Below are 26,247 nucleotides of genomic sequence, written 5' to 3' on the forward strand. Positions count from 1 at the left end.
ACATGTCCGAACTTATTCAGAAGCTGGCCGATGACCTCTACGAGGCACGCACGACGCTAACCTCCATCGACTTCATCCGCCACGAGCTGGCCGAGGGCGATCTGGATGCCGCCTATGCAATCTCGGAATTGAACACCCAGCGCCGCGAAGAAGAATTCAACCTGCGCCGAGTCGGCCGCAAGGTAGGGCTCACCAACCCGATGGTGCAGGAACGAGCCGGAGTAAACCAGCCGGACTACGGCATCGTCCTGGATGACATGGTCTTCCAGAGCCCGGTTGACCGTCCGCGCTCGGCCTTCATCCGCCCCAAGATCGAAGCAGAGCTGGCCTTCGTGCTCAAGAGCGACATTCTCGAAGCCGATATGGACAGCATCAAGGCAGCCATCGACTACGTGGTTCCGGCTATCGAGCTGGTCGATTGCCGGTACCACAACTACCGCATGAGCATCCTGGACACCGTGGCAGACAATGCCGCCTGCGAAGGGCTGGTGGTAGGCAACGTGCACAAGTCCCTGGATGAGGTCAACCTCGACGAAGTTGAAATGGTGCTGTACCGCGGAGATGAAGAAATCACCCGCGGCGTGGGGCGCAACGTCCTGCAGGGCCCGATCAACGCAATCGCGTGGCTGGCCGAAACCTCCATCCGCGTCGGCAAGCCACTGCGTGCCGGCGAAATCCTGCTCTCTGGTTCGCTGGGCCTGATCATGGACTGGGACGAAGACGTTACCTATACCGCCAAGTACTCCCACGGTTTCGGCGAAGTCAGCGCAACCCTGGTCACCAAGGAGGCCCGCAATGGCTGAGTTAACCGCTGAAATCCGCAACGAAATCCTGGCCCTGGTTTCCGAATTCCACTGGCGCCTTGATCACGGGCACGCAGACAAGCTGCATGAGCTCTATGCTGAGGACGGCCTTTCGGTAGGGCCGATGGGTGTGATGGAAGGCCGCGAAACGATCAAGGCCTGGGGAGAACGCCGCAGCAAGATCAACGCGGGGATCGTCCGCCACTTCTCCGGCGGCACCCGGGTCTACTTCGAGGATGGCGTGCTGAAGAGCACCACCTATTACATGACCTTCCGCGACAGCCAGCCAGATCCGCTGCACCCGGCCAGCGTGGGCGAATTCCAAGAGGAATACGTCAATGTTGAGGGCAAGTGGCTGATCCAGCGTCGTGAAATCGTCCCGGTCTTCGGTGCCGAAAACGCTGCAAAGCATGCGGCCAAGGTAGCCGCAGGTGGCGAAAAATGAGTCGCGCATCCGGTGCCTCTCCGGTGCTGCTGCACGTAGCGCTTCCTTCCATGGCAGTGATCGAGAGTGCGCTGAACGCCGGCTATGACGGGGTCATGATCGACCTGCAGCATGGGGAGATCGGGCTGGACCAGGCCTGCAACCTGTTGCGTGCGATCCCGCGGGGCAATCCGTGGGTCTACGCACGCGTGGCAAGCATCGACTCGGGGGCAATCGGCCGGCTGCTGGACAGCGGCGCCCGCGGCATCGTGGCTCCCACCGTTGAAACCGTGGAACAGGCCCAAGCGCTGGTGCACGCGGTGAAGTACCCGCCCCTGGGCGGGCGAAGCCTGGGGCCAAGCCGTCCGAATCTGTACCCGGGCGAAAACTACTGCGACGCAGGAAACGCAGCGGTAGCAGCCGTGGCGCAGATCGAATCGGCGGCGGGCGTCAGTGCAGCAGCGCAGATCGCTGCGGTACCCGGCATCGCATCCCTCTATGTGGGTCCCTCCGATTTGGCAGTGACCTACGGGCTGGGCGGTGGCGCGGACTGGGAAGACGGTCCGGTCGCCGAAGCGGTTGGGGAACTGGCCGCGATCACCAAGGATGCAGGGATCGGGCTGGGCCTGTACTGCAGCGATGCGGCGTTTGCCCTGAAGCAGATGCGCATCCATGAGCTGGCCTTTGCCGGTCTGGGAATTGACCTTTTATACGTCGGAAAACAAGCACGGGTTTCACTCGCGGCACTGGAGGACAAAGCATGAGCGAGCAAACTGAAGTCCTGATCATCGGCGCCGGGCCAACCGGCCTGACCCTGGCGAACCTGTTGGGGATGAAGGGCGTGCGCACCATTCTCATCGAGGCCCGCGACGCGCTGATCGACTACCCGCGCGCGGTGGGAATTGACGACGAGTCTCTGCGTGCGATGCAGACCTTGGGCCTGGTAGATGAGGTACTGGTCCATACGGTGCCAGATCAGCAGGTGCGCATTGTCAACGGCACCGGCAAGGTGATCGCAGGGATCAACCCCACTACCCGTGAATTCGGTTGGCCGCGCCGCAACGGCTTCGTGCAGCCGCTGGTTGACCAAGTGCTGCTGGACGGGGCCCGTCGCTTCGAGAGCGTCGAGGTGATCTTCGGCGCCGAGGCGCTGGACCTGGTGCAGGACGCTGGCGGCGTGACCGTGACTGTGGGTCCGGCGGGCGCCGAACGCACCATCCGCGCCGACTATGTGGTGGGCTGCGAAGGCGGCGCATCCTTCACCCGCAAGAAGCTGGGGATCGGCTTCCCAGGCACCACCCGCGCCCAGCGCGGACTGGTGATCGATGTGGCCAATGATCCGCTGGGCACCCCGCACGCAGTCTTCGGCGGAGACCCGGCACGCGGCTACGCAACCCTGAGCCTGCCGCATGGCATTCGCCGCTGGGAGTTCATGCTCCTGGAAGATGAGAGCGACGAGCTCGTGAACAGCGAGGCATTCTTGCACAAGCTGCTCAAGGACCACGTCGAAGATCCATCGAGCCTGGATATCATCCGTCGCCGCGTGTACGCGCACCACGCGCGCATTGCCGAGAGCTTCCGCAAGGGACGCGTGCTGCTGGCCGGCGATGCCGGCCACGTCATGCCGGTAGTTGCCGGCCAGGGCTGGAACTCATGCATCCGCGATGCCATGAACCTGGGCTGGAAGCTGCATGCTGTCACCCGTGGCCTGGCAGATGAGAAGCTGCTTGATACCTACGCCGTCGAGCGCCGCGACCACGTCAAGGCCATGGTGGAACTGTCGGTGGGGATGTCCAAGGTGGTCACCAACCGAAGCAAGGTCACCTCGGCGGTACGCGATGCGACCGCGGCGGTCATTGAGCATCTGCCAAAGCTGAAGTCCTATGTTTCGGGCCAGGGCTTCAAGCCGATGCCCAAGTACACCCGAGGCGTGGTGGTGCACGATACCTGGAAGGATTCCAAGTCGGTACCGGTGGAAGAGGGCGCAAAGTCCATCACAGGGATGCTCTTCCCGCAGCCAAAGGTTACCGATGCACAGCGTCGCGAAGTGCTGCTGGATGATGCAACCGAGTTGGGCTGGAGGATCTACTCGTGGAATAACGACCCGTCGAAGTTCTTGAGCGAGGAAACCCGGCGCCGCTTCGAAGCACTGGGCGCAACCCTGGTGCAGGTGGTTCCTAGCGCACAGCTGCCGTGGGCCGAGAAGCACGTTTCGCCGGGGGTCCAGGTATTGGGGGACCCTGCCGGAGTACTCAAGGAATGGTTCCACAAGCGTCCAGTTTCGGCCGTCATTGTACGGCCAGATCACGTTGTTGCGGCCGAATCGCTGGCACAGGATCTTGAGCAGATCCTGACTCAGCTGCTCGAAAAGGCCAGCATCTCGCCTGCGAAAGCGCTGGCCGCTGACATCAGCGCAGCCAGCTAGGACGCGGGCATGCCGCACGACTCCGCCAGCACGCGGCGTCGAGCTGTTCGATGACCGATTATGCAAGATCATCCATGAAAGAAAGAACTCTCATGAACCTCAAAACCACTCGCAAGCTTTCCGCAGCAGCCCTCATCGCAGCACTGGCCCTGACCGGTTGCGCCCAGGGATCGATCTCCGGCGGCACCGACTCCAGCACCGGCTCAAGCTCCTCTTCAGGCCTGACCAAGGCCACCATCGGCTTGTTCCCATCCTCGGCAGTTGGCGCAATCCAGCTGGGCGTCAACAAGGGCTACTTCGAAGAGGAGGGCATCGACCTCGAACTGCTTTTGGGGCAGGGAAGTGCCGCTCAGCTTCCATCGCTGACCTCAGGCAGCCTTGAATTCATGCTGGCCAGTCCAACTACCCCACTGGTTGCCACCACCAAGGGCCTGGACGTGAAGATCGTCGCCGGTTACGCGAAGAACCGTCCAGACATTGTTGAAGACTCCGTTGCAGTGCTGGTTGGTCCTAAGTCGGACATCACAAGTGCCAAGGATCTGGAAGGCAAGACCGTTTCCATCAACGCGCTGGGCAGCATCGGCGACATCGGCATCCGCGAAGCAATCGCACTGGATGGCGGAGATCCAAGCAAGGTGAACTTCGTTCAGCTTGGCTTCAACGAAGTTGCCGCACAGCTGGAAAGCGGCGAGATCGATGCAGGCATGGCAGGTCCGCCATTCATGCAGCAGATCGTTGCTAGCGGCGGCAGCGTCATCAGCGACTTCATCAACGAGTCGAAGCTGGGAGGTGCGGAACTGGTGATTGTCTCCAGCGGTGCGCTGGCCGAGAAGGATCCGGAGCTGGTGAACGGCTTCAATGCGGCACTGGATAAGACCCTGAGCTACGCAGAAGAACACCAGGACGAGGTTCGCGGCCTGCTCCCGCAAGTACTTGGCACCTCTGAAGAAGCCGCTGCCAAGACCGACTTCATCGAATGGGATGCCGAACTGAACGTGGATGCGTTGAATCAGTTCGCGGACTTGATGAAGAAGTACAGCCTGGTTGACGAGCGTCCGGATATCGAAAAAACGGTTTGGGCCAAGTAGCGCCAAAGCTGTTTGGCGAGCGCCTGCCGGGCAGGCGCTCGCCGTTCGATACCGAAAGCGAAATTTGAAAGGGGGCTGGAGCTCATGAGTAATCCAGCGATTCCTGCGACTACAGCACGCAGAGTAAAGAGCATGCCAAAGCGCCGACATGCTTCGTTGCAAACGATTGGCCCAGTAACCTTGGGCGCCTTGGGGATCATCGTTTTCCTCGCCATCTGGCAGGCCGCTTCCACCTTGGAATTGGTCAATCCGACCCACATGCCGCCGCCCACCGTGGTGCTGGAACGCTTCGTGATGAACTTCGCCTATGCAGATTTCTGGGTAGCCGTCGGCAACACCATGAAGGCCTGGATTCTCGGCGTGGTGATCTCCACGGTGCTTGGAATCATCTTCGGCATCATCATCGGTTCCAGCAAGTTCCTGGTCAAGGCAACGCACTCGACGGTGGAGTTCTTCCGTCCGATTCCTGCGGTGGCCCTGATCCCTATCGCGGCTCTTCTTTTCGGACCTCGTATCGGTACAGAGCTGATGATCATCATCTACGCCTGCTTCTGGGTAGTGCTGATTCAGGTCTTCTACGGAATTTCCGACCTCGACAAGGTCGCTGTCGATACCGCCCGCACCTTGGGCATGAATTTCATGCAGCGCGTGCGGTACCTGATTTTCCCGACCCTGCTGCCGTTCTTGATGACTGGCCTGCGGCTTTCTGCGACTATCGCGCTAATCCTCGCCATCAGCGTGGAGCTGATCGTGGGCACTCCGGGGTTGGGACAAGAAGTAGCCTTTGCGCAGATTAATGGATCTGCTCCGGCAATCTATGCACTGATCATCACCAGTGGATTGCTGGGCATCGCAATCAACATGCTCATGCGATTCATTGAACGCAAGACCCTGTTCTGGCATGAAAGCGTTCGAGGAGGAACATCGCTATGACATTGCTCAAGAAGACCGGATATCTCCTAGGCCTGCCAATTATTCTGGTTGCAGCGTGGTTCATTTATACCTCTTTCAACTCCAACTTCTTCATTCCTGAACCGCTTGATCTCTTAGACAAGTTCGTGAGCATTTGGTTTACCGAACGATTCTTCTCGGATGTCATCCCGAGCCTTTACCGACTGCTGACCGGCCTGGGAATCTCGATTGTTGTGGGGATCCTGCTGGGTATCCTGGTCGGTTCGGTACGCTGGCTGCGGTGGTTGCTGGAACCGCTCTTTGAATTCATCCGCGCAGTACCATCCACGATCCTCATTCCAGTGCTGTTGTTGCTGATCGGCATCAACGACACCATGAAGATCACGCTGATCGTGCTCAGTTGTGTCTGGCCGATTCTGCTGAACACCGTGGCCGGCGTGACTTCCCTGGATGAGGTTCTGAAAAATACCTCGCAGATGATGCAGATGAAGAAGTGGGATCGCATGCGCTACCTGGTGCTGCCCGGGGCGTCACCGCAGATCATGGCAGGTATCCGCCAGAGCCTGGCAGTGGCCCTGATTCTCATGGTGGTTTCAGAAATGTTCGCTTCAACCGATGGCATCGGACACTGGACCATCAACTTCCAGAACCGTATTGCGATTCCCGAAATGTGGAGCGGTGTATTCCTGCTCGGTCTCATCGGTGTTGTCCTCTCGGCAGTCTTCCAGTGGATTCAACGACGCACTCTTGCTTGGTACGAAGGATTAAAGGAAAACGAAAATGACTAATCAACAACGCAATGTTCGGCTTGAAGTCAGCCAGGTCCAGAAGATCTACAAGCTGTCCTCCGGCAAGGAATTTGAAGCGGTCCGCTCGTTGACCTTCGACCTGCACGAGGGCGAATTCGTTTGCCTGGTAGGCCCATCGGGCAGCGGTAAGACTACTTTGCTCAAGTGCATTGCTGGTCTGATGAACGCTACGGCCGGAAACGTGGTTCTCGATGGCCGTCCGGTCAACGGCCCGGCCAAGGGCATGGCAGTGGTCTTCCAGGAGTACGGCCGCAGCCTCTTCCCATGGATGACCGTCGAAGCCAACGTAGATCTGCCATTGAAAACCAGCGGTGTTTCCAAAGCCGAACGCGCCGCACGTGTGCAGGATGCCTTGGAATCGGTTGGTCTGGACAAGGCCGGCAAGAAATACCCTTGGCAGCTATCTGGCGGTATGCAGCAGCGCGTGGCAATTGCCCGTGCGGTGGCTGCGCAGCCAAGCGTTTTGCTGATGGATGAACCATTTGCGGCAGTTGACGCTCAGACCAGAGCCGAGCTGGAAGATCTGGTGCGCCGGATCTGGAAGCAGCACAATATGACGATCCTGTTCGTCACCCACGATATTGACGAGTCCGTCTACTTGGCTGACCGAGTCCTCGTGCTTTCCAGCTCGCCAACTGTCATCCAGAACGATATCGAGATCGATCTGCCGGCAGAGCGCAACCAGTTGCTGACTCGCAGCGAAACACGCTTCGGTGAACTTCGCTCCGAGGTATACGAGCAGGTGCAGCGCGCTAAGACCAACACCGAAGGCAACTCAGATGTGCCGCGGCGCGAGGAAGTAAGGGCATGAGCGAAAACAGTATTGATACCTTGGAAATTGCAGTGGATGACCTGTTCTGGCAGGAATGCTATGAGCCAATTACCGAGAACGATGAACAGCTCGCGCAGCTAGTGGATCAAGCTGACCTGCCAGCGCTTCTGGCAGCTTTGGCTGCAGCCACTGGAAACACCAAAATCCTTGCCGAAGAGCTGCGCCCGCCGTTGACCCCGGTGGATACCAAGAACCACCCCCACGGTGGGATGAGCGCCGAGGCTGTAGAAAAAGCCAAAGCGGTTGCTTTGTCGGGGCTCATCGCGCTACGCGATCAGCAGATTACTGCCACCCCGCGTTTGGACGCTGAAGCTGCTGAGGACATTCTCGGTTTCTTGAGCAACGGGCATTCCGAGTGGAACAACATGCTCAAACATGAGCTGGGTTTGACGCCGGAAAATAGCGGCGCACCGACATGGTGCTATGAAGATGTCGTACCAGCAGGTAGGACTTTCAAAGCCTTGATCGTGGGTTCCGGCGTTGCCGGTATCGCAGCAGCACACCGTTTCGCGCAGGCTGGCGTTCCTTTTGAAATCATTGAAGCCAGTGATCGCTTAGGCGGGACCTGGCAGAAGAATAAGTATCCTGGAGTGCGTCTTGACACCCCTACCTTTGGCTACTCTTATTCCTTTGCGCAGAAGGCCGATTGGCCGCACCAGTTTGCACAGGGCGAAGAGGTCCGCAGCTACCTGCAAACGGTGGCCGAGAAGGCTGGCCTGTCGCAGAAGATCGAGTACGGTGCCAAGCTGATCAGCGCTACTTGGGATGAAGCTGCCGGTGTGTGGGAAACCGCCATTTCCAAGCAGGGACAGGAAACCGAAGTTCGGCATTTCAACGCCGTGATTAGTGCCTCGGGGCAGCTGGATATTCCAAACGTTCCGGAATTCCCGGGCCAGGGGAAATTCACCGGAATCCAGATGCACTCCCAAGAGTGGGACGTGAATGTTGATTGGCGCGGCAAGAAGGTCGCAGTGATCGGTACCGGCGCGAGCGCCTACCAAATTGTTCCGGCTATCTATGAAGAGGTCGCCGAACTTGTTGTTTTCCAGCGCAACGCTCCATGGATGCTTCCAGCGCCGACCTACCATGCAGAAGTCAGCGATACCTTCGCCTGGCTGGTTCGCAAGGTGCCATGCTATGCACAGTGGTTCCGCTTGTGGACCACGGTGCTGGGTATCCAAGGTCGGTTCCACACGGTGCGCGCCGAGGAAAACTGGTCTCAGGCACCATTGAGCGTTTCGCACAAAAACCATCAGGTTCGTGAAGAACTCATCGGGATGCTGAGCAAACAATTCGCGGGTCATCCTGAACTGCTCAAGCATGCTATTCCGAGTTACCCGCCAGGCGCCAAGCGAATGTTGCGTGATAACGGAGTTTGGGCGAAAGCACTCACCGCAGAACACGCCACCCTAGAGGTCTCACCCATCAGCGAGTTCACCGAGAACGGTATTGTCACGGCAGATGGCACCAACCACGAGGTTGATATCGTCATCTACGCAACCGGTTTCAAGCCGTCGGATTACCTCGACGGAATTGAAATTGTGGGTCGTGAAGGCACCAGAATTCATGACTACTGGCAGGGCGATGCCCGGGCACATAACGGCGTCACCGTGCCAGGATTCCCGAACTTCTTCATGGTTTATGGACCCAATGTTGGCGGCGTAGTTGCCGGCAGCCTGCACTTCATGCTGGAACGAGCCAGCGAATACGCTCTGAAGGCAGTCCACGAAGTGCTCAAGCGTGATGCGAAGGCCTTGGACGTAACCCAGGCGGCGCTGGACCGTTTCACCGCTTGGGTGGATGCGGAGAACCGGCAGATGGCATGGGGACAGCCCTATGTCCGCACCTGGTACCAGAACCGCAAGGGGAGGGTTTCCCAGGTCTGGCCGTTTACGAATATCGAATATTGGGAAGCCACTGAAAACGTGCTTGCCGATGAATATGAATATCTTAACTGAATAGGGCAAGTATTTACTACATGTACGCGGGAGCGAGCAATTTTGCTTCCGCGTACATGTAGTCTCGGCTGTATTGACCTGTGCCGCTCAGAATAAGGAGAACACCGTGGCCAGACGTGCTGGAGTCCATCAAGGAACCCCGGAGAATGAAAAAGCGATTCTCTCAGCAGCGCTGACTCTAGCGGTTACGGCTGGATATGAGGGCACGACGATGTCCAAGGTTGCGAAGCTTTCGGGCCTGCCTATTGGCTCTGTTTATTGGCACTTCAAGAACAAGGAACATCTCTTTTCTGAGCTGATCGATTTCTGTTTTGCCCAATGGAAAATTGACCATACCGGGCCCACCAACCGTGATCTGTTGCGACGCAGTATTGCTGAATCTGCCGGTGGTTCGGTTAACCCTGAAAATGAGACTGAAGCCTTCTGGATTCTTGCGTTGCTATTCGCTTTGGAAAAGCGCTTGGAAGGCAACCTGGCTCGCGAGCGCTATCTGGAAGTTAGAAAAGAAATGTTCGAGCATATGGTCGCCCGGGTAGAACCGGGGATCCCGGATGTGGTGCTTGAAGCAGATCCGAATTTTGGTCGAAAAATGGTGGTGTTGGGCCGAGCCCTCACCGATGGTTTTTACGTTGCCGCCTCGGCAGGTGACGACATTGATTACCTGGAGTTTGCAGAGCTGTCTTCCGCTGCGATCAATGCCTTGGTCGCCCGTGAAGTAGAGCGTGTAACCGCGAAGGAGAGCAAATGACGTTGAGTGAAAAAGTAGCTGTAGTAGTTGGAGCTGGCTCCGGAATCGGTGCGGCGGTAGCGCGAGAACTGGCTGCACGCGACGGGTATAAGATCGTGGCGCTCTCGCCTTCTGGCAGGGCGAAGGCACTGGCAGAAGAACTCGGCGGGGTAGGGCTGGCCGGATCCAACCAGAACACCGAAGACCTGCAGGCAGTGGTTGACCTCGCCATGGAGACTTATGGCCGAATCGATCTTGTAGTGAACGGTTCGGGGCATGCAGCCTCCGCACCAGTTCTGGAGCTCAGAGACGAGGACTGGGAATTGGGCATGCAAATGTACCTGATGAACGTAATTCGCATGTGCCGCATTGTCACGCCCCATTTCGAGCAGAGCGGGGGAGGAACCATCGTCAATATCTCTACCAGCTCACCGTTTGAACCCAATCCCAAGTATCCGGTCTCGGCGACTTTCCGTGCAGCTCTAGCTTCTTTCACCAAGCTGTACACGGACGAATATGGCCCGCAGGGAATCCGGATGAACAACGTGCTTCCTGGCTTTACCAAGGAGGATCCGAGTACGGTTCCAGAAGCCTGGACCCAGAAGATTCCGTTGCGTCGGGCCGCTAGCGCTGTTGAGATCGCGAAGTCTGTGCGTTTCTTGGCTAGCGATGAATCCAGCTACATGACCGGTCAGAATCTTCGCGTCGACGGTGGAGTGGCACGGTCCGTCTAACTGTTCGAGCATGGTGGTCCCTTGCCGGTAACTGCTGGCAAGGGACTATTTGCGTTTTCGGAGGAAGCCAATGGGCATGGCCGAGAACCGAGGCTTGATTGGCGAAGGTTTGTGGGCCATCTTCAGGAGGGGTTCTCGGTTGCCAGCGCTCTGTTCTGGCGTGCATGAATAATACGGCTCCCTCCTGCTAAAGGATGATTTACCTCAGAAACTTCGCTTGCTACGGTTGGCAAATGAGCCGGACCGTGAATTTGCGCATCTCTTGTCCTGTAAAAAGCGCTCTGGGAAAAACTCAAACGACCCAACTTGAAAGGTTGCCAAGTGTTTGTAGGTATCGGAAGCGTGCTCTCCATCGCGATTGCCTTCGCAAGCCCCTACTTTTGGGATTCTTCTGAGAATCCTTCTCTTTTCTCCGCGCTGACAACCTTATTCGCTTTCCTAGTGTTCTGCGGAGGCGGGTCATTGCTTGATCGCCGGCGTAAGAAGCAGCAGCCCAACCCCTGACGCAAGCGACTGCCGCGAACTGCTTTAGGCGCAAGGGCCAACTGAACCGGATGCGGCAATTTGGCCGCAACGGGAAACCAGATTGTTCAGAACCGCTTAACGACAAACGCGTGTGGGTCTTTCACCAGCAGTTTCTGATGAAAGACCCGCACGCGTTGATGCTGAATATCGCCGGGTTTAGCTCTGGGCGCTGGTGCGCTCGGCACGGAAGCGCTGCGGCCAGACGCCCTGCTTGCCGGGGGAAAGGATGCCGGCGGGGTCCAAGGCGTCCTTGATCTTCTCCTGCAGTCGACGCGCCGCGTTGTCATTGAAGTCGAAGCCATCGGCAATGCGGTCCATGTAGTCCACGTGGCTGCGGTACGGTGCGTAGCCGCGTGCGCGGGCCGCGTCGAGCAACTCGGAGTACAGGGCGCGAGCGCGGGTGAGCATTTCCTCGTTGCCACGCTCGAAGAAGATCATGGTTACGTGCACCATGTGGCGTGGGTACAGGTGGTAGCCGATGTACAGATCGAAACCGTGCTTTGCGTAGAGCTTCTTGGCTTCCTGGTAGAACTCGGCCACCAGCTCGCCGCGGGCCGGGATGATCGGCGCAGCGTCGATGTGGCCGCCGTTTTCGGCTGCCCAGCCCACGGTGGACAGCGGCTTCAAGGTCGGCACGCCAGCCATCTGGGTGCGGTCCAAATCTGCAATGTCCTCATGCTGCAGTGCCATGCCTTCAACGCCGGAGTAGAAGCGGGCATCTACGCGGGCTCCTGGGATGGAGCTGATGCGTTCCTTGACGATTTCAAGGCGGCGCTCGCACAGTTCCTTATCGCCATAGAAGGCGAACTTGCAGTTCCACTGCCCGACGCCGAATTCCTTGCGCATTTCTTCCAGGCGCCAGTCCGGGATGGAGCCTTCGCCATCCCAGAACTGCGCCCGGTTCCCGCGCATGGTCGCGGCACGCACCACGTTGCCGCACAGTGCGTTGTTCTGGATGATTTCTTCACGACGCAGGGTGGTGAGGATGTCGATGAGCTGAGGCAGTTGGGCTTCATCGTCGACGAAAATATCGCCGTTGACGTAGGTGTGCGGCGCCGGCATCAGCCACAGGCCGACCTGGGTGACCACGCCGTAGTTGGACTGGGTGAACAGCCCGTCCAGCGTCGGACCGAAGCCGCCCTGGAAGATCGGGCCCAGCTCGGTGCCGTCCATCGCGCCCATGCCGGTGCGGACCAGGTCGCCGTCGGGCAGGACAACTTCCATGCCGCACAGGGACTTCACGTGGTCGCCCAGCGGGGTCATGCCGTAGCCGCGGTCGAGCATGTTGCCCATCACCGAACCCCAGCCCAGGGCCGGTACCGACATCCACACCTTCAGGCCGCGTTCCTTGATGTATTCGAAGAGCTCGAAGAAGGTGACGCCGGGTTCCACCACGGCGTAGCACAGGCGGTCATCGACGGTGATGATGCGCTTCATGCGGCTCAGATCCAGCGCCACCATGCCGGTATCGCGCGGTTCCGGGCCGCCATAGCCCAGGTTCTTGCCGCAGGAGAAGGTCCACAGCGGAACTTCGTGCTCGGTAGCCAGCTTGACGACGGCTTGGACTTCTTCTGTATTGGCCGGGCGGATGCCCGGCCACGGGGTGCGTCCCGGGTTCAGCGGGTAGGGATCAAGATAGCCCTCGGAATCTCCCAATGAAACAACGTTTTCTGCGCCAACGATTTCCTTGGCTGCCTGAAGAAATTCTTCACGACGATCCATGATTCACCCTTCCACTGGCTGCGGGCTAGTGCCGCGGCCTCACTGTCTTAATCTAAAAAATTTGCTTTGTTTCTCACCGTCATCAATATGCTTGATGACATGAATCTTGTGTCCCACCCGCAGCTGACCTTGCGCCAGCTTTGGCACTTCGTTGTTGCCGCCGAAGCCGGAACCATGGCCGAAGCTGCCCGCAGGCTGCATCTGGCCCCTTCTGCGATCTCCATGTCCATTGCTGAACTCGAGCGCATCGTCGGTGCCGAGCTGGCGATCAAGCGCCGAGCCAAGGGGCTGACTTTGACCGCCAGCGGCAAGACCGTGCTGCTCCAGGCCCGCGAACTGCTCGAACGCGCCCACGATCTGGAAACCATGGGCCAGGGAACCCGTGAAGAGCTGGCCGGCCCGCTGACCGTTGGCTGCTTCATGCCTCTGGGGCCGATCATCATCCCTCCCATGCTCAGTGCCTTTGCCCAGCAGTGCCCCAAGGTAGAGGTCGACTTTTTGGAAGGGTTCCACCAGGAAATGCAGGATGCGCTGCTCGATGGTTCCATCGACGTCGCCTTCCTCTACGGTTCGGAGATTTCTCCGGCGCTGCGTTCGGCCACCGTGGCGATGGCCGAAGCCCAGATCCTGCTTCCTTCGGATCATCCGCTGGCCGCACGCCCGTCGGTGTCACTGCGTGAAATCTCTACGGATCCGTTGGTGCTTTTCGAATCCGAACCGATCACCCAGCGCATCTTGGGGCTGTACCAAGGTAGCGGGCTGGAGCCGGTTATCCGGCACCGTTCGCGTTCCTATGCAACGGTTCGCTCGCTGGTCAGTACCGGCCGTGGGGTGGCGGTCCTGTTCCAGCAGCCGGCCCTGGAAGCACCCTATGAAGAGTTGAACGTGGTGCTCAAGCCACTGAAACTCGATGACGAGAATATCGCTGTAGTTCCAGTTTCAGTGGCTTGGCCCCGCAGCTCTCGGCTGAACTCCCGTGCCCAAGCGTGGGTGGAAGTAGCTGCCGAGCTCTTCGAGGATGCCGGCCGGCGCAGCTAGCGGCTAGACGCGCGCGCGGATCGAGGACGGGTAGGACAGCCCGAAGTTATCGCGCAGGGTGGTGCCCTCGTACTCGGTGCGGAAGTAGCCGCGGTTCTGCAATTCCGGGACTAGCTTGTCGCAGATCAGCTTGAACCCACCCGGGTTGAATGGGGCGTTCAGGTTGAAGCCGTCGCAGGCCTTGGAATCGAACCAGTCGATCATCCGGTCAGCCACTGCCGAAGCGGTGCCGGCCATCCACTGGTGTCCGGTAGAGCGGGCTAGGTCAACGATCAGCTCACGCAGGGTCATGCCCTGGTCCACCGACTTGCGGCGGTAGATCTGGTAACGCGAACCCAGAGCCGGATCATCGGAGAACCAGTCGGCAGGGATCTTCTCGTTGAAGTCCAGCGAGGACAGGTCCATCTTCAGATCCGCGCCGACCTGCACGCGACCGTTTTCCAGGTGGATGTGGTTGGCCAGCTCTTCGGCCAGCTCATCTGCTTCAGCCTGGGTGTCGCCGAGGATCGGCAGGATGCCCGGGATGATCTTGATGTCGTTGGGGTTGCGGCCCTTGGCAGCTGCCATGGCCTTGAACTTGGCGTAGAACTCCACAGATGGTTCTTTCAACGGCTGCGCGGTGTAGATGCCATCGGCCACCGAGGAGCCCAGTTCCATGCCCGGTCCCGAGGAGCCGGCTTGGACCAGCACCGGGCGGCCCTGCGGGCTGCGCGGCATGTTGATCGGACCCTGCACCTTGAAGAATTCGCCCTCATGGTTGATCGGGTGGATCTTGTCGGTGTTGACGTACCAAGCAGATTCCTTGTCGTTGGTGACGGCGTCGTCTTCCCACGAATCCCACAGCTGGTTGGCGACCTCGACGAACTCTGTGGCGCGGCGGTAGCGGGTGGCTGGATCCGGCGCGGAATCCATGCCGAAGTTGGCGAAGCCATCGGAACTGGTCACGATGTTCCAGCCGGCGCGGCCACCGGACATGTGGTCCAGTCCTGCCATCTGTCGAGCCAGATTGTATGGCTCGGAGAAGGAAGTGGAAACGGTGCCGATCAGGCCGATGTTCTTGGTGCGCGCTGCCAGAGCGGAAAGCACCGAGATCGGCTCGTAGAAGCCGTTCATTTTGATATCGCCGCGCATCACGGTGTTGGCGTGGACGATGTCGCCGAAGAAGATGGCGTCCAGCTTGGCGTCTTCAGCCATCTTGGTCAGGTCGTAGACGAAGTCCAGGTTTGCCAGCTCTTCGGAGCGCGAGCCGTCCATGCGCCACGAGTCCTTGTGGTAGCCGGCTGGGAGCATGAAGGTCGTGAGCACCATGTGCTGGGGGTTTTTGGGAGTCATTGAAACTCATCCTTTCCTGCGAATGCGAGGGGAAGCGCTGAAACCATGTTTTCAAGAGTCCCTAAAGTAGTAAATAGAGAACTTTTGCGCTTTAGAATTCAGAAAAATTGATGTTAGTTGGTAAAAGCAGGTCCGCGCACCAAGTGATACGCGGACCGTGCTGAAGTTTAGGCGTTCAAGAATTCTTTGGTTTTTGCAGCACCTTTGGCTGGCAGCGCCGCACCCTCGGGGCTCATGCGGATGGCGATCAGGCCAATAACCAAGATGGCTGCCCAGAAGATGCCTACCGCGGTGATGCCGAAGCTGACAGCCAGCGCGGTGCAGATCATTGGAGTGAAGCCGGCACCAACGGTGGAGGAGCCCTGGTAGGCCAGCGAAGCGCCGGTGTAGCGGACGTCGGCGGGGAACAGTTCGGAGATATAGGCGCCGATTGGTCCGGCCAGGATGCCCTGGATGACGCCGTTGCCGACGATGACGGCAACTGCGAAGCCCCATCCGGTGCCATTGCTCATCAAGAAGACGGCAGGGAAGGCCCACAGGATGCCGGCGGTACCGCCAACGGTCAGGATCGCCTTGCGGCCGTACTTGTCAGAAAGCTTGGCGGCCAAGAAGCAAACCAGGATGGTGACCATGGCCGCGTATCCCTTGGTATTCAGAACGAAGGAGCGGTCCACGCCCTGGGCGGCTGCTTCGGAGACGCCCCAGGAGGTCAATACGCCCTGGCAGGTGTAGAAGCCAAGCGAAGCAACAAGGGTGATGATCACGGTGCGGGAATGGTTCTTGAGCACCAGTGCGATAGGGGTCTTGCGTTCTTCTTTGCGGTTCGCGGCCTTCGCGTCGAGCTCTTGGAAGATCGGGGTTTCGGCCACTTTCAGGCGAATAACCATGCCGATGATGATCAATACTGCCGAGAAGACGAACGGAATGCGCCAGCCCCATTCCAAGAAGGCATCGCCCGTAGAGAAGGAGACGAAGGAAACCAGGAAGGTTGCCAGCAGGCCGCCGGCAGGAGCTCCTGCGTTGGCGAAGGAAGCGGCGAAGCCGCGCTTGGAAGCCGGTGCGTGTTCAAGTGCCATCAAGGTGGCACCGCCCCATTCGCCGCCAACGGCAACACCCTGGATGACGCGCAGCAGGATCAGGATGATCGGTGCTGCCATGCCGATGGTTGCGGTGGTTGGCAGCAGGCCGATGGCGATCGTGGCAAAGCCCATCATCATCATGGAAAGGACCAGCATCTTCTTGCGTCCCAAGCGATCGCCGTAGTGACCGAAGATGATGCCGCCCAGCGGACGGGCTATATAGCCGACTGCCAGGGTGCCGAAGGAGGCGAAGAGCGCCAAGCCGGGGGTCAGGTTGCCGAAGAAGACCTTGTCGAAAATCAGCGACGCCGCAGTGGCGTACAAGATGAAGTCGTAGTACTCGATGACGCTGCCCAAGAAGCTGGAACCGAGAATGCGGCGCAAATCCTTGGTGTTGAGGGAGTCGTTCGGCTTCGATGCCGGCACTGGCTGGTTCTGTTGCGAGTCGGACACGTTGGGAACCTTTCCTGATCGCGGTTTGTGACTTAAGCCATAGTGGCCCATTTCACTGATCTTGTCTACTTTTTACGCATTTTATGACTAGGAATATTTTCTTTTGAGGTCAAAAACCGCGTAATTCCGGGTTTTCTAAAAAAATCTTTAACCCAGAGCTTGATCTGGGTCACATGAGTTATATAAACTGATGCACAGAATATATTTTTGACCCGCTAGTCGGGACGTCCGATAAGGAGCAGCAAAGATGAGTGCACGCACTGGAGAGCAGTACCTGGCAGGGCTCAAGGATTCCCGTGAGGTCTGGCTAGGCGACCAGCGCATCGACGTGACCGAGCATCCTGCATTTGCAGGCTCGATCAACGGCATGGCCGCCTACTTCGACTACCAGCACAAGTATGCCGATGACTGCCTGATGGTCGATGAAGAGACCGGCGAGCAGCATAACGTCTCGCTGCTTCGTCCGAAGAACGCAGAAGACATCGCCCGCCGCCACCGCGCCTTCGACCGCCTGGCCCGCTACTCCAACGGCATGCTCGGCCGCACCCCTGACTACGTGAACGTCGTCCTGGCCGGCCACGCTTCGCGTCCGGACATCTTCGCCAAATCCGGCGACCCGGTCTACTACGAGCGCTTGGAGAACTACTGGCGCCACGTCCAGGAAAACGACCTGGCGCTGACCCACACCATCGTGCACGCAGCCATCGACAAGTCGGTGGGCGAACTGCAGGGCATCAACGAAGAGCTGACCCTGCGCGTGGTGGAGCGCACCGAAGAGGGCCTGATCGTGCGCGGCGCGAAGATGCTCGCCACCCTGGGCCCGATCGCAGACGAACTCTACGTCTACCCAGCGGTGCCAATCCAGAAGGGCTACGAGGAATACGCGCTGTCCTTCGCGATCCCGGTCGCCACCCCGGGAGTGGTCTCGGTATGCCGCGACCACTACGGCGTCGACCAGCCCGTAGTGGACAAGCCGTTCTCCTCGCGCTTCGACGAGCAGGATGCGGTCATCATCTTCGATGACGTGCTGGTTCCATGGGACCGCGTGTTCATCGACGGCCAGCTCGATGTCTACAACTCCCTGAACTCGGGCACCGCTACCGGCAACACCCAGCAGCAGACTGCCATCCGCGCCTCGGTGAAGCTGGAATTCGCCTACGACCTGTGCGTGCAGATGGCCAAGGTCACCGCCACCGACAACAAGCCGGAAACCGCGTCGATGCTCGGCGAAATCTACTCCTACCTGCGCATCGCCCGCGCCGTAATCCACTCGGCCGAGGTCAACGCCTCGGAATGGGGCGGCGGAGCATTCTTCTGCCACGACGACATCTCCGCGCTGCGCACCATGATGCCGCTGTGGATGGCCCGCGTGAACGACATCATCAAGTCCATGGGCAGCCACAACCTGCTGGCCACCCCAACCGCGGCCTCCTTCGAGGATCCGCGCCTGGGCCCACTGCTCAAGAAGTACCTGCCAGGGGCCAACGGCATCGCACCAGAAGAGCGTGCCAAGATCTTCCGCACCGCATGGGACTTCGCCGGATCCGCCCTGGGCAGCCGCATCGAACTCTACGAGCGCTTCTACCTGGGCTCGGTAGGCCGTGCCCGCGGACTGGACCACCGCAAGGCGCAGATGAAGGGCGAAACCGGTGCCTTCGAGGCGATGTTCGCCGAGCTGGGCATCAACCCGGTCATTGCCGAACACGCCGGACTGGATCTGGACGCCGCGGCAACGCGCGCCTAGGAAAGCAGAAAATCATGGCTAACCCAACACCCGATGTGCTCGATGCGCTGCTGGAGCACCTGCTGGAAACCCAGTATTCCCAGCTGCCGACGGCCACGATCCAGCGTGTGAACCAGCGCCTGCTCGATTCGGTGGGCGTTGGGGTGGCAGGCCACCGTGCCGATGATGCCTCAGGGCTCATCGAGGTCGCTCGCGCCTGGGGCAGCGGTCAAGAAGCAACCGTACTGGGGACCGGAATCAAGCTCCCGGCCACCTCGGCCGCCTTCGTCAACGCGGCCCTGATCCGCTCCTTCGACTTCGAGCCGGTGGAAGCCGAAGGGCCGGAAGGCAAGCAAGTCGCCGCCCACATTTCAGGTACCACCGTGGCGGTGGTCCTGGCATTGGCCGAGGCAACCGGCGCCAACGGCGAAGAGACCCTGGCTGCGTTGGCACTGGGAGATGACCTGGCCGCGCGTCTGGCCATCGCCGGCGGATTCGATGTGTACTCCGGCCAGGATAATACCGGCACGCTCAACGCCTTGGCCGCCGCGGCAATCGCCAGCCGGATGCTGGGCTTGAGCAAGGTGCAGGCACGCCATGCCATCGGCATCGCGGTCAACCAAGCTTCGGGCAATGTAGCTGCGATCTTCGATGGCGCCAACGGCTTCAAGCTGCCCATGGCCTTCGCCGCCCGCTCCGGAATTTCCGCAGCGCAGCTGGCCAAGGCCGGCTTGCAGGCGGCGGATGATCCGCTGAGCGGCAAGCACGGCTACTTCCAGCAGTTCGGCATCGACGCGCAGCCGGAACTGGCAGTGGTGGGCCTCGGCGTGGTGTTCCACGGCGATTGCACCATCAAGCCATTTGCCAGCTGCCGCGCCGCGCAGCCATCGCTGCAGGCCTGCGCGCAACTGGTGGCCGATGGCACGGTGAACTACAAGGACATCGAATGCCTCACCGTCCACCTGAGCGAACGGACTCTGAACGGATTCGTAGGAGCACGCTTCGAAGCCGGGGATACCCGCACTGTGGCAGCGCTGTTCTCGGTGCACGCCACCGCGGCCATCGCCTTGATCCACGGGACGGTCCGCCCCGAGCACCTGACCGCCAGCGCGCTGGCGGACCAGGAACTGGCGCAGATGCTCGGACGCATTGAACTGGCCGGCACCCTGCCCAACAGCCAGCGGCTGACCGCAGAAATCACCGCACGGCTGCGCAACGGCGAAGTGCGCCACATACGCGTGGAGCACCCGGATGGAAACATCTTGCGCACACCCCTGGAGCATGACCAGGTAGTTGAGAAGTTCTCGAAGAATCTCGAGTTCTCGCATCCTGAATTGGCGGCACGCAAGGACGCGTTGCTTGACCAGTTCGAACACCTTGCCAGCGCACCGGATCTGAGGAATCTGATCGCAGCGCTGGACCCAGCTGAAAACTTCACCCCGAATTACCAGGAGCAACTCTCATGAGCATCACCAACCTTGACTCGGTCACCCCCGTCGACATGAACACCTTCCGCAACGTCGTAGGCCACTTCGCCTCCGGTGTCACGGTGATCACCACCGCCGTGGACGGCCAGCTCTACGGAACCACCGCCTCGGCAGTGTCCTCGCTGTCCATGGAACCGCCAATGATGCTCGCCTGCCTGAACCGTTCCAGCTCCACCCACGACCGCGTGGTGGAAGCAGGAGTCTTCGGCATCAACATCTTGGCGGAAGACCAGGGTGCGCTGGCCTTCCACTTCGGACGCAAGGGCGAAGACAAGTTCGCCACCGTGCCGCACACCCTCTCCGAAGAAGGCATCCCGCTGATTGACGGCGCACTGGCCACGATCGTATGCCACGTAGCCGAGACTCCAACCGGCGGCACCCACACCGTGTTCCTGGGACTGGTCAGCCACGCTGAAGCCCACGACCGCGAACCACTGGCCTACTACCGCGGCACCATGGGACGCTTGGAGCCGACCAAGGAATTAGCTGCCTACCAGGCCACCCGCAACTGGGTGCTGCTGCGCACCAGCCCGCTGGGCGAAGACCTCGACGTGGATGCAATCGCCGCCGCTTCCCGCGCCGACGCCGATCATGTCTCCAATGCACTGGTGAAGCTGGAAAGCGAGCACCTGGTCTTCCGCACCGAGAACGGCAAGTACCAGCCAAAGCCGATCACCGCAGAGCTGACCGATTCGGCCTATGAGTCGCGCGCCACCATCGAGTCCGGCGTCATCGCATCGCACCTGGGCAAGGTGTCAGCAGAAACCATCTCCACGCTGCGTGAGATCACCGCGAAACTGGCCACCCTGCGCGAGACCTCCGAGTCCGACTTGGAAGAGTTCTTGGCCCTGAATGTGGCCTACCACGACACTTTGGTCGGCGTTGCCGGCTCCAGCCAGCTGGTTGATTCCTTCCGCCGTCTGGGCATTGGCACCGTATGGCGTCAGGCATTGACCGCAGAGCAGTGGTCGCGCCAGCTCGAACACCGCCACGTTGCAGAACTGACCGAGGCACTGGCTGCCGGCGATGCCCCAGCAGCCCAAGCAGCACTTGCTGCCCACACCGAGTTCGGCAAGACCTTGGCTCGTGAAGTCGTGGCTCGCCATGGCGGCCAGGTCTAAGCACTGAGCCTTTAGCCAGTACGCAGCAGGCGGCAGGTTGGATATCCAACCTGCCGCCTGCTGCATTAAACGTTCAGGTGCAGTCCTATTCTGCTTTAGTCCCGATAAAGAGGCGCAGCTTCCACTGTCCATCGGTATTGGCCCACACCGTGCGGTTGATCGTTTCCAGATGCTTCTCCACTCCGCCGGAAATCAGATGCATCTTCATGGTGCCTTCGACAACCGCCACGCCGCCCTGCTGGGTGACTGACCCGAAGTCGTGCTTCAGTGCCAAATATTCGGTGGCTCCTGAGCCAAGCAATTCCAGCAGCGAATCGCGGTTATCGACCCGACCGGTGGAATGCGTGTACTGCAAGTCCGGCTCGAGCAGGCTCTCCAAGGTCGCAAGGTCACCAGCAAGCATGGCCGAAAGGCGCTGGTCTTCTGCAGTGCGCAGTTCCGATTCAAGGCTCACAGGGTCAAAAGTGCTCAACGTTGACAGCTCCTAATTAGCGTTATGATCGTAGGTAATTTACCAATAAGCCGTAGCGAATTGTGGTTATTGGCGAATGCTTTCAATAGGTGAGATGGGCTTTTTGGGTTGAGGCCAACGGAAAATATCTCAACCGAGGGTATGAGTAGGAAGCGGGATGGTTACCTCGCATCGCTGATGTCCAAGGGCGCTGGAATTTCTACGATGGAGTCATGCTTAAGAAAAAGTACCTCGCCGCTGGCGCGCTTGCCCTTCCCTTTGCACTTCTGCTCACTGGATGCAGCGGTTCTGATCTCCTTTCCGATAAATTCGATGAATCCACCACGCGAACCGCCAAAACTTCTCAGAAAGCGGTTGAAGATGGCGTGCTGCCCGACTGGGTGCCGGCCGGCGGCACTGATGTGCAGCTGGTTCAACGCAACACCGGTTCTGAACGGATCTTCATCATGAACTACGAGGGCAAGCTCGATAGCGAGCAGTGCAAGGCACTGAAGACTACCGGACAGCCCACCGATGCCGAATTGGCCCAGGCCTATGCTTCTGATTCGCGCACCAAGAACATGAAGCCCGAAGAGCTGTCCAAGACCCGTACCTTGGAAGCGGAGTGGTGGCCACAGAGCGCGCAGGCCAGCACGACTGATCTGTGCGGACGGTTCTGGGTTCACCAGGCAGACGGCAAGCTCTACGCCTTCTCACCGGATACGGTCACCCAGGTTCAGGCCATCGAGAAGGAACGTGCAGCCAAGGACGACAAGTAGTGTCTGCACACGAACTGCTGAATGGCAGGCCACCAACCGGGAACATGGTTGGCGGCCTGCCGTTCGAAATCTGTCTAGCTCGACCTCAGTTGCGCGGGCGCGGGGTCGACCGGGTGGCATATAAAACGCAGCTTACGAGGCCGAGGAGGCTGACAAGTACTGCAGCGGACCCGAACAGACCCGGCAGATGCTTACTCCACGTGAGGTTGAAAGCAACTAAGAGCGACACCAGGAATCCGCCGGTCAGGTAACAGGTAGCTGAACTCATGGCAAACCTTCCGAGGGTAAAACGTGCTGCAGTGAGCCTAGCATCCTGATAATGGCAATCAAGAGAGCTGCAACAGTGTGCCACTGTGAAAAAGCTAGGAGTTGGTTTGATGAGTTACATTCCCATCGTCAATTCTGAAACTGTCACCATCGCATGGAACGAACAACTTGCCGCGGAATTGCGTCAAAGCTGATTGCCAGACTTCGAGGTCTGAAGAAGCAGGAACTAAATGGTGAAGCGCCAGATGAGACGCCCCTGCCTGCTGGGCAATTGCGCCGGCATCCTGAGGTGTCGTATGTGCTCGCCTGTGGTGTCCCATGCTTGCTTCAAGCTCTTGCTTGGTGGCATTGGGATAGCTGCGAATGACGGAATCGAGATCAATGGCTTCATGGAAAAGAAGGTCACATCCCTGTGCCAGGCCCACGAGATTCTGGCTCGGTGCCGTATCCCCGGAAACGACCACGGAGCCGTATGCGCTGTCAATGCGGAAGGCGTAGGCCGGAGCGATCGGCTGGTGCTGCACTAACGTGGCCGTAACGGTGACAAACTTGTCCGAGTAGACTTCGAACGGCTCCATCGCAGGATGGTTTGCCGTGTTGGGATGGAAATCCACTTCTTCGGGAAGCCGGATGTCTTCTCCAATAAAGATTTTCGAGATGTCTGGAGCTCCAGAATCCCGCCGGCGATCGTTGAGATCGGTGGCATGGGATCGAAGCATCAGCTCAACCATTTCCTTGGTGCCTGGAGTAGGTGATTGAGGGTAGATCGTCGGGACATCCTTTTCGGCATGCTGGACCTCCGGGAGCATGCCGCGATCTGCGGGACCTACAACGCGTACGCGTAGTTCTGGGTTGCCACGGAATGCGAGGCCGCCGAGCACCATGACCGAATTCAGGTCGATGACATGGTCGGAGTGCTGATGGGTGATGAAAATGGCGCGCAGACTCGTTGGCGAGAGCCCTGCGTCTGCCAGCCCCATGCCCACACCATGTCCGCAGTCGATCAGATAGGTGCTGCCATCTACGACGACGGCTGTGGCGATGCCTCGACGATGGCCGTTATCGAGACCTCGGCGGAGGAGCGGACCTCCGGCTGTTCCCAAGGAATAAACGGTCATTCCAGTACTCAACGTAAAACCACTTTCATTGTGAAAACTTCCAGGGATATAAAGACGGTGGGTACCGCGTTGCGATACCCACCGTTCGGAGAATGTCTAGCGGCTGAAGATGCTGCTGACGCTTTCCTGGCCCTTGCGCTGGCGATCAGTTACATCAACCAGATCCGGACGCGGCAGCAGTGGAACGTCTGCCGGGTTTTCGAATGGAAGGTCCAGATCTTCAGCGTTCACGATTGGTCCGTGGCCAGCCTTGGCCTTGACTTCATTAGCCTCTGGGGAGTTCAACCAGGTGATGAACAGTTCAGCGGCCTGCGCGTTTTCAGCGCCATCGATGACTCCGGCGTACCAGTAGGTTGCCCAGTTGCCACCCTCGATCGGGTAGGAGATCTCAACTGGCGCACCATCACCGGTCAAGGTCAGGTAGTTGCCCATTGCGCCCATCAGGCAGACATAAGCGCGGCCCTGTACTACGGCGTTGTGGCACTCAGCGGTGCTTGAAGAGATGATGGGATCTTGTGCCGCCAACTTTTCTAGGTAGTCCTTACCCAGATCCTTGTCATTGAGCACAAGGTCTGCCCATTGCATGCCGCCACCGTCGGTGGCAGGATCGGTCATGGTGATTTTTCCCTTGTAGGCAGGATCCAACAGAGACTGCCAGCTATCCGGCGTCTTGCCCAGATCCTGACGGGTGTCATAGATCAGGCCGCGTGGAGATGCGGATACCGGGGTGAGGGTTCCGGTCTCGAGCGATAGCTGTGGATCCTTGGTGACCTTTTCCGCATTGAGAGGCCGGAACTCGCTGAAGTAATCCCGATCGGCGAGCGAGACCGCTCCCACGTCGCCGGTGATGACAATGTCTGCGATGCGTTGGCCGGAGGACTGCTCCTGGGAAATCTTGGTGTCCAACTCGGCGCCGACAATCTGCAACGGCTCAACTTCAATGCCTGGGAATCGCTCGTTGAAGGCTTCGAAAACCGATGGCCAGGTGGCCGTCAGCGGGGTGTAGATGTTCAGTGAGTCCTGGCCGGCTTCAAGGGCAGCGGCGTACTGCTCTTCAATCTGCTTTTTGGCTTCTTCGCCACCCAGCGCGGCAACGGTATCGACGCCTTCGCGTTCTCCCAGACCCTCGCTGGCAGCGTCGCCGCTGCCGCCTGCGCAAGCGCTGAGCAGCAGAGCGGAGGAAAGTCCGAGTGCTGCGATGGTTGCAAATTTGTTCTTCTTGATCCCCATGGTCGTGCCTTTCATAATGATGGACGAGGAGTGACTTCGTTTTTGGCTGATGTTCCCGAGGCCTTCGCCTTAGGCCAGGGCCGGTACCTTGGAATTGAGCGCTGGCAGGCATGCCAGCGAATCCGGAGCGATGGCTCCGGAGATGGAGTCGCCGACCCGAGGGGCGCCAACTGGCCAGATGTTGGCCACTTCTGCGGTGCGAATGGAGACCTTGACCTTGTGCGGGCCCAACTGCAGTTCGTAGATGAAGTCATCGCCCAGGTACATCACGTCGGTGATGACACCCTGGAACCGGTTTGGTTTTTCGCAGGCAGGAGGCCCCAGGATCACCGAGGAAGAGCGGACCGCAATATCGACCTGCTGGCCCTCATGCACGTCGTTGCGTGGTGGGCAAGCCAAGCGGACATCGGTTCCGTCAAGCAGGACCTTGACTCCGTACTGATCGGTGGAGACAACGGTGGCGCTCACGAAGTTGTCGTATCCAACGAAGTCAGCGACGAAGTGCGAGACCGGGTGCCAGTAGATCTCTCGCGGGCTGCCGACCTGTTCGATAGCGCCCTTGTTGAGCAAGACGATACGAGTGGACAGGGAGACCGCTTCTTCCTGGTCATGTGTCACGTAGATGGAGGTGGTGCCAACGCGCTTATGCATTTCACGCAGTTCCGAACGCATGTCCTGACGCAGACGAGCGTCGAGGTTGGACAGGGGCTCGTCGAAGAGGAGAAGCTGCGGAGTTGCAACCAAGGCGCGAGCCAAAGCCACGCGCTGCTGCTGGCCGCCGGAGAGATCGGTAGCCATCCGGCTTGCATACTCTTCCAGCCCGACCATTTCCAAGACTTCGCGGACCCGGCGAGCACGTTCGTCCACGCTGATCTTCCGCATCTTCAATGGGTAGGCGACGTTGGAAGCCACCGACATATGCGGCCACAGGGCGTAGCTCTGGAACACCATGCCGATATCTCGCTTGTCCGGGGCAACATGGATACGCTGCGCCGGTGCGTCCACAACTTTGCCGCCAATGGAGACCTGGCCGCCGGTTGGGCGTTCCAGGCCGGCGACACAGCGCAGGGTGGTGGTCTTGCCGCAACCCGATGGGCCCAGCAGGGTGAGGAACTCGCCCTCTTGAATTTCCAGATCCAGTGATTCCACTGCAGCTGGCGCTTTCGGCGAGTACTTCTTTTCTAGTGACTCAATACTTACGTGTGCCATG

23 protein-coding genes are annotated in these 26,247 nt (G+C 59.3%); 16 read left to right on the forward strand and 7 right to left on the reverse strand.

Translation table 11 applies throughout. The features are described 5' to 3' along the window. Positions 1 to 2 precede the first annotated feature (2 nt). The 11 genes from ACIP6G_RS10510 to ACIP6G_RS10560 all read left to right on the forward strand — a co-directional run bounded on the left by ACIP6G_RS10510 (position 3) and on the right by ACIP6G_RS10560 (position 10,712). A complete protein-coding gene (locus tag ACIP6G_RS10510; protein WP_134779133.1) occupies positions 3 to 803 on the forward strand; it encodes a 2-keto-4-pentenoate hydratase in 801 nt (266 codons plus the stop codon). After that, positions 796 to 1,248 (forward strand): nuclear transport factor 2 family protein, encoded by a 453-nt coding sequence (locus tag ACIP6G_RS10515; RefSeq protein ID WP_134779134.1) that lies wholly within the window; start codon positions 796 to 798, stop codon positions 1,246 to 1,248. The genes ACIP6G_RS10510 and ACIP6G_RS10515 overlap by 8 nt, the downstream gene beginning before the upstream one ends. Then, positions 1,245 to 1,991: an HpcH/HpaI aldolase/citrate lyase family protein gene (locus tag ACIP6G_RS10520; protein WP_134779135.1), complete on the forward strand. Its 747-nt coding sequence runs from the start codon at positions 1,245 to 1,247 to the stop codon at positions 1,989 to 1,991. The genes ACIP6G_RS10515 and ACIP6G_RS10520 overlap by 4 nt, the downstream gene beginning before the upstream one ends. Further along, positions 1,988 to 3,652, forward strand: a complete 1,665-nt coding sequence (locus ACIP6G_RS10525; protein WP_134779136.1) for a bifunctional 3-(3-hydroxy-phenyl)propionate/3-hydroxycinnamic acid hydroxylase — start codon at positions 1,988 to 1,990, stop codon at positions 3,650 to 3,652. Before ACIP6G_RS10520 ends, ACIP6G_RS10525 begins: the two co-directional genes overlap by 4 nt. A 92-nt stretch (positions 3,653 to 3,744) precedes the next feature. Further along, on the forward strand, positions 3,745 to 4,740 hold the full coding sequence (locus ACIP6G_RS10530) for an ABC transporter substrate-binding protein (RefSeq protein WP_189638338.1): 996 nt from the start codon (positions 3,745 to 3,747) through the stop codon (positions 4,738 to 4,740). Between the two features lie 132 nt (positions 4,741 to 4,872). Further along, complete coding sequence (locus ACIP6G_RS10535; protein WP_223261411.1) at positions 4,873 to 5,673, forward strand: ABC transporter permease; 801 nt, start codon at positions 4,873 to 4,875, stop codon at positions 5,671 to 5,673. Continuing rightward, positions 5,670 to 6,440 carry an ABC transporter permease gene (locus ACIP6G_RS10540; protein WP_134779138.1) on the forward strand — a complete coding sequence of 257 codons (771 nt, stop codon included), beginning with the start codon at positions 5,670 to 5,672 and terminating at the stop codon, positions 6,438 to 6,440. The genes ACIP6G_RS10535 and ACIP6G_RS10540 overlap by 4 nt, the downstream gene beginning before the upstream one ends. After that, a complete protein-coding gene (locus ACIP6G_RS10545) occupies positions 6,433 to 7,272 on the forward strand; it encodes an ABC transporter ATP-binding protein (protein WP_134779139.1) in 840 nt (279 codons plus the stop codon). The genes ACIP6G_RS10540 and ACIP6G_RS10545 overlap by 8 nt, the downstream gene beginning before the upstream one ends. After that, a complete protein-coding gene (locus ACIP6G_RS10550) occupies positions 7,269 to 9,251 on the forward strand; it encodes a flavin-containing monooxygenase (protein WP_400289922.1) in 1,983 nt (660 codons plus the stop codon). Before ACIP6G_RS10545 ends, ACIP6G_RS10550 begins: the two co-directional genes overlap by 4 nt. A 106-nt stretch (positions 9,252 to 9,357) precedes the next feature. Continuing rightward, the gene (locus ACIP6G_RS10555; RefSeq protein WP_189638339.1) at positions 9,358 to 9,999 is read left to right on the forward strand and encodes a TetR/AcrR family transcriptional regulator; all 642 of its coding nucleotides are present in this window, start codon (positions 9,358 to 9,360) and stop codon (positions 9,997 to 9,999) included. Beyond that, entirely contained in the window at positions 9,996 to 10,712 is a 717-nt protein-coding gene (locus tag ACIP6G_RS10560; protein ID WP_134779142.1) for an SDR family oxidoreductase, read from the forward strand. Before ACIP6G_RS10555 ends, ACIP6G_RS10560 begins: the two co-directional genes overlap by 4 nt. A 681-nt stretch (positions 10,713 to 11,393) precedes the next feature. On the opposite strand, the gene ACIP6G_RS10565 is transcribed toward ACIP6G_RS10560, so the two are convergent. After that, entirely contained in the window at positions 11,394 to 12,959 is a 1,566-nt protein-coding gene (locus ACIP6G_RS10565; RefSeq protein WP_400289926.1) for an FAD-binding oxidoreductase, read from the reverse strand. 99 nt (positions 12,960 to 13,058) lie between these two features. Between ACIP6G_RS10565 and ACIP6G_RS10570 the strand changes: the two genes are divergently transcribed. Next, entirely contained in the window at positions 13,059 to 13,997 is a 939-nt protein-coding gene (locus ACIP6G_RS10570) for a LysR family transcriptional regulator (RefSeq protein ID WP_400289929.1), read from the forward strand. A 3-nt stretch (positions 13,998 to 14,000) separates the two neighbouring features. On the opposite strand, the gene ACIP6G_RS10575 is transcribed toward ACIP6G_RS10570, so the two are convergent. After that, positions 14,001 to 15,329, reverse strand: coding sequence for an NtaA/DmoA family FMN-dependent monooxygenase (locus ACIP6G_RS10575; RefSeq protein WP_400289932.1), 1,329 nt, complete (start codon positions 15,327 to 15,329; stop codon positions 14,001 to 14,003). Positions 15,330 to 15,496: 167 nt separating this feature from the next. After that, positions 15,497 to 16,861, reverse strand: a complete 1,365-nt coding sequence (locus ACIP6G_RS10580; protein WP_400289935.1) for an MFS transporter — start codon at positions 16,859 to 16,861, stop codon at positions 15,497 to 15,499. A 247-nt stretch (positions 16,862 to 17,108) separates the two neighbouring features. Here ACIP6G_RS10580 and ACIP6G_RS10585 point away from each other — a divergent pair, with 247 nt between their 5' ends. The 3 genes from ACIP6G_RS10585 to ACIP6G_RS10595 are packed head-to-tail and all read left to right on the forward strand — an operon-like array spanning position 17,109 to position 21,192. Beyond that, positions 17,109 to 18,605, forward strand: a complete 1,497-nt coding sequence (locus ACIP6G_RS10585) for a 4-hydroxyphenylacetate 3-hydroxylase family protein (protein ID WP_400289938.1) — start codon at positions 17,109 to 17,111, stop codon at positions 18,603 to 18,605. Between the two features lie 14 nt (positions 18,606 to 18,619). Beyond that, complete coding sequence (locus ACIP6G_RS10590; RefSeq protein ID WP_400289941.1) at positions 18,620 to 20,050, forward strand: MmgE/PrpD family protein; 1,431 nt, start codon at positions 18,620 to 18,622, stop codon at positions 20,048 to 20,050. Next, positions 20,047 to 21,192, forward strand: a complete 1,146-nt coding sequence (locus ACIP6G_RS10595; RefSeq protein ID WP_189638340.1) for a flavin reductase — start codon at positions 20,047 to 20,049, stop codon at positions 21,190 to 21,192. The genes ACIP6G_RS10590 and ACIP6G_RS10595 overlap by 4 nt, the downstream gene beginning before the upstream one ends. 85 nt (positions 21,193 to 21,277) lie before the next feature. Here ACIP6G_RS10595 and ACIP6G_RS10600 read toward each other — a convergent pair whose 3' ends face one another. Next, positions 21,278 to 21,664: a nuclear transport factor 2 family protein gene (locus ACIP6G_RS10600; protein WP_134779149.1), complete on the reverse strand. Its 387-nt coding sequence runs from the start codon at positions 21,662 to 21,664 to the stop codon at positions 21,278 to 21,280. Between the two features lie 212 nt (positions 21,665 to 21,876). On the opposite strand from ACIP6G_RS10600, the gene ACIP6G_RS10605 reads away from it, so the two are divergent. Then, positions 21,877 to 22,422: a hypothetical protein gene (locus tag ACIP6G_RS10605; RefSeq protein ID WP_400289945.1), complete on the forward strand. Its 546-nt coding sequence runs from the start codon at positions 21,877 to 21,879 to the stop codon at positions 22,420 to 22,422. A gap of 362 nt (positions 22,423 to 22,784) precedes the next feature. Here the strand turns inward: ACIP6G_RS10605 and ACIP6G_RS10610 are convergent, their stop codons facing one another. The 3 genes from ACIP6G_RS10610 to ACIP6G_RS10620 all read right to left on the reverse strand — a co-directional run bounded on the left by ACIP6G_RS10610 (position 22,785) and on the right by ACIP6G_RS10620 (position 26,246). Further along, entirely contained in the window at positions 22,785 to 23,807 is a 1,023-nt protein-coding gene (locus ACIP6G_RS10610; RefSeq protein ID WP_134779151.1) for an MBL fold metallo-hydrolase, read from the reverse strand. 96 nt (positions 23,808 to 23,903) lie between these two features. After that, entirely contained in the window at positions 23,904 to 25,037 is a 1,134-nt protein-coding gene (locus ACIP6G_RS10615) for an ABC transporter substrate-binding protein (protein WP_400289948.1), read from the reverse strand. A 69-nt stretch (positions 25,038 to 25,106) separates the two neighbouring features. After that, on the reverse strand, positions 25,107 to 26,246 hold the full coding sequence (locus tag ACIP6G_RS10620) for an ABC transporter ATP-binding protein (RefSeq protein ID WP_400289951.1): 1,140 nt from the start codon (positions 26,244 to 26,246) through the stop codon (positions 25,107 to 25,109). Position 26,247 lies beyond the last annotated feature (1 nt).

Source organism: Glutamicibacter sp. NPDC088483 (assembly GCF_044753145.1).
GTDB lineage: Bacteria > Actinomycetota > Actinomycetes > Actinomycetales > Micrococcaceae > Glutamicibacter.

Excerpts from the sequence above, each read along its gene's own strand:
- ACIP6G_RS10520 (WP_134779135.1), top strand. The coding sequence starts at position 1,245 with ATGAGTCGCGCATCCGGTGCCTCTCCGGTGCTGCTGCACGTAGCGCTT.
- ACIP6G_RS10515 (WP_134779134.1), top strand. The coding sequence starts at position 796 with ATGGCTGAGTTAACCGCTGAAATCCGCAACGAAATCCTGGCCCTGGTT.
- ACIP6G_RS10585 (WP_400289938.1), top strand. The coding sequence starts at position 17,109 with ATGAGTGCACGCACTGGAGAGCAGTACCTGGCAGGGCTCAAGGATTCC.
- ACIP6G_RS10590 (WP_400289941.1), top strand. The coding sequence starts at position 18,620 with ATGGCTAACCCAACACCCGATGTGCTCGATGCGCTGCTGGAGCACCTG.
- ACIP6G_RS10620 (WP_400289951.1), bottom strand. The coding sequence starts at position 26,246 with ATGGCACACGTAAGTATTGAGTCACTAGAAAAGAAGTACTCGCCGAAA.
- ACIP6G_RS10605 (WP_400289945.1), top strand. The coding sequence starts at position 21,877 with ATGCTTAAGAAAAAGTACCTCGCCGCTGGCGCGCTTGCCCTTCCCTTT.
- ACIP6G_RS10540 (WP_134779138.1), top strand. The coding sequence starts at position 5,670 with ATGACATTGCTCAAGAAGACCGGATATCTCCTAGGCCTGCCAATTATT.
- ACIP6G_RS10575 (WP_400289932.1), bottom strand. The coding sequence starts at position 15,329 with ATGACTCCCAAAAACCCCCAGCACATGGTGCTCACGACCTTCATGCTC.
- ACIP6G_RS10565 (WP_400289926.1), bottom strand. The coding sequence starts at position 12,959 with ATGGATCGTCGTGAAGAATTTCTTCAGGCAGCCAAGGAAATCGTTGGC.
- ACIP6G_RS10615 (WP_400289948.1), bottom strand. The coding sequence starts at position 25,037 with ATGGGGATCAAGAAGAACAAATTTGCAACCATCGCAGCACTCGGACTT.
- ACIP6G_RS10560 (WP_134779142.1), top strand. The coding sequence starts at position 9,996 with ATGACGTTGAGTGAAAAAGTAGCTGTAGTAGTTGGAGCTGGCTCCGGA.
- ACIP6G_RS10525 (WP_134779136.1), top strand. The coding sequence starts at position 1,988 with ATGAGCGAGCAAACTGAAGTCCTGATCATCGGCGCCGGGCCAACCGGC.
- ACIP6G_RS10570 (WP_400289929.1), top strand. The coding sequence starts at position 13,059 with ATGAATCTTGTGTCCCACCCGCAGCTGACCTTGCGCCAGCTTTGGCAC.
- ACIP6G_RS10510 (WP_134779133.1), top strand. The coding sequence starts at position 3 with ATGTCCGAACTTATTCAGAAGCTGGCCGATGACCTCTACGAGGCACGC.
- ACIP6G_RS10530 (WP_189638338.1), top strand. The coding sequence starts at position 3,745 with ATGAACCTCAAAACCACTCGCAAGCTTTCCGCAGCAGCCCTCATCGCA.
- ACIP6G_RS10595 (WP_189638340.1), top strand. The coding sequence starts at position 20,047 with ATGAGCATCACCAACCTTGACTCGGTCACCCCCGTCGACATGAACACC.
- ACIP6G_RS10550 (WP_400289922.1), top strand. The coding sequence starts at position 7,269 with ATGAGCGAAAACAGTATTGATACCTTGGAAATTGCAGTGGATGACCTG.
- ACIP6G_RS10535 (WP_223261411.1), top strand. The coding sequence starts at position 4,873 with ATGCCAAAGCGCCGACATGCTTCGTTGCAAACGATTGGCCCAGTAACC.
- ACIP6G_RS10610 (WP_134779151.1), bottom strand. The coding sequence starts at position 23,807 with ATGACCGTTTATTCCTTGGGAACAGCCGGAGGTCCGCTCCTCCGCCGA.
- ACIP6G_RS10545 (WP_134779139.1), top strand. The coding sequence starts at position 6,433 with ATGACTAATCAACAACGCAATGTTCGGCTTGAAGTCAGCCAGGTCCAG.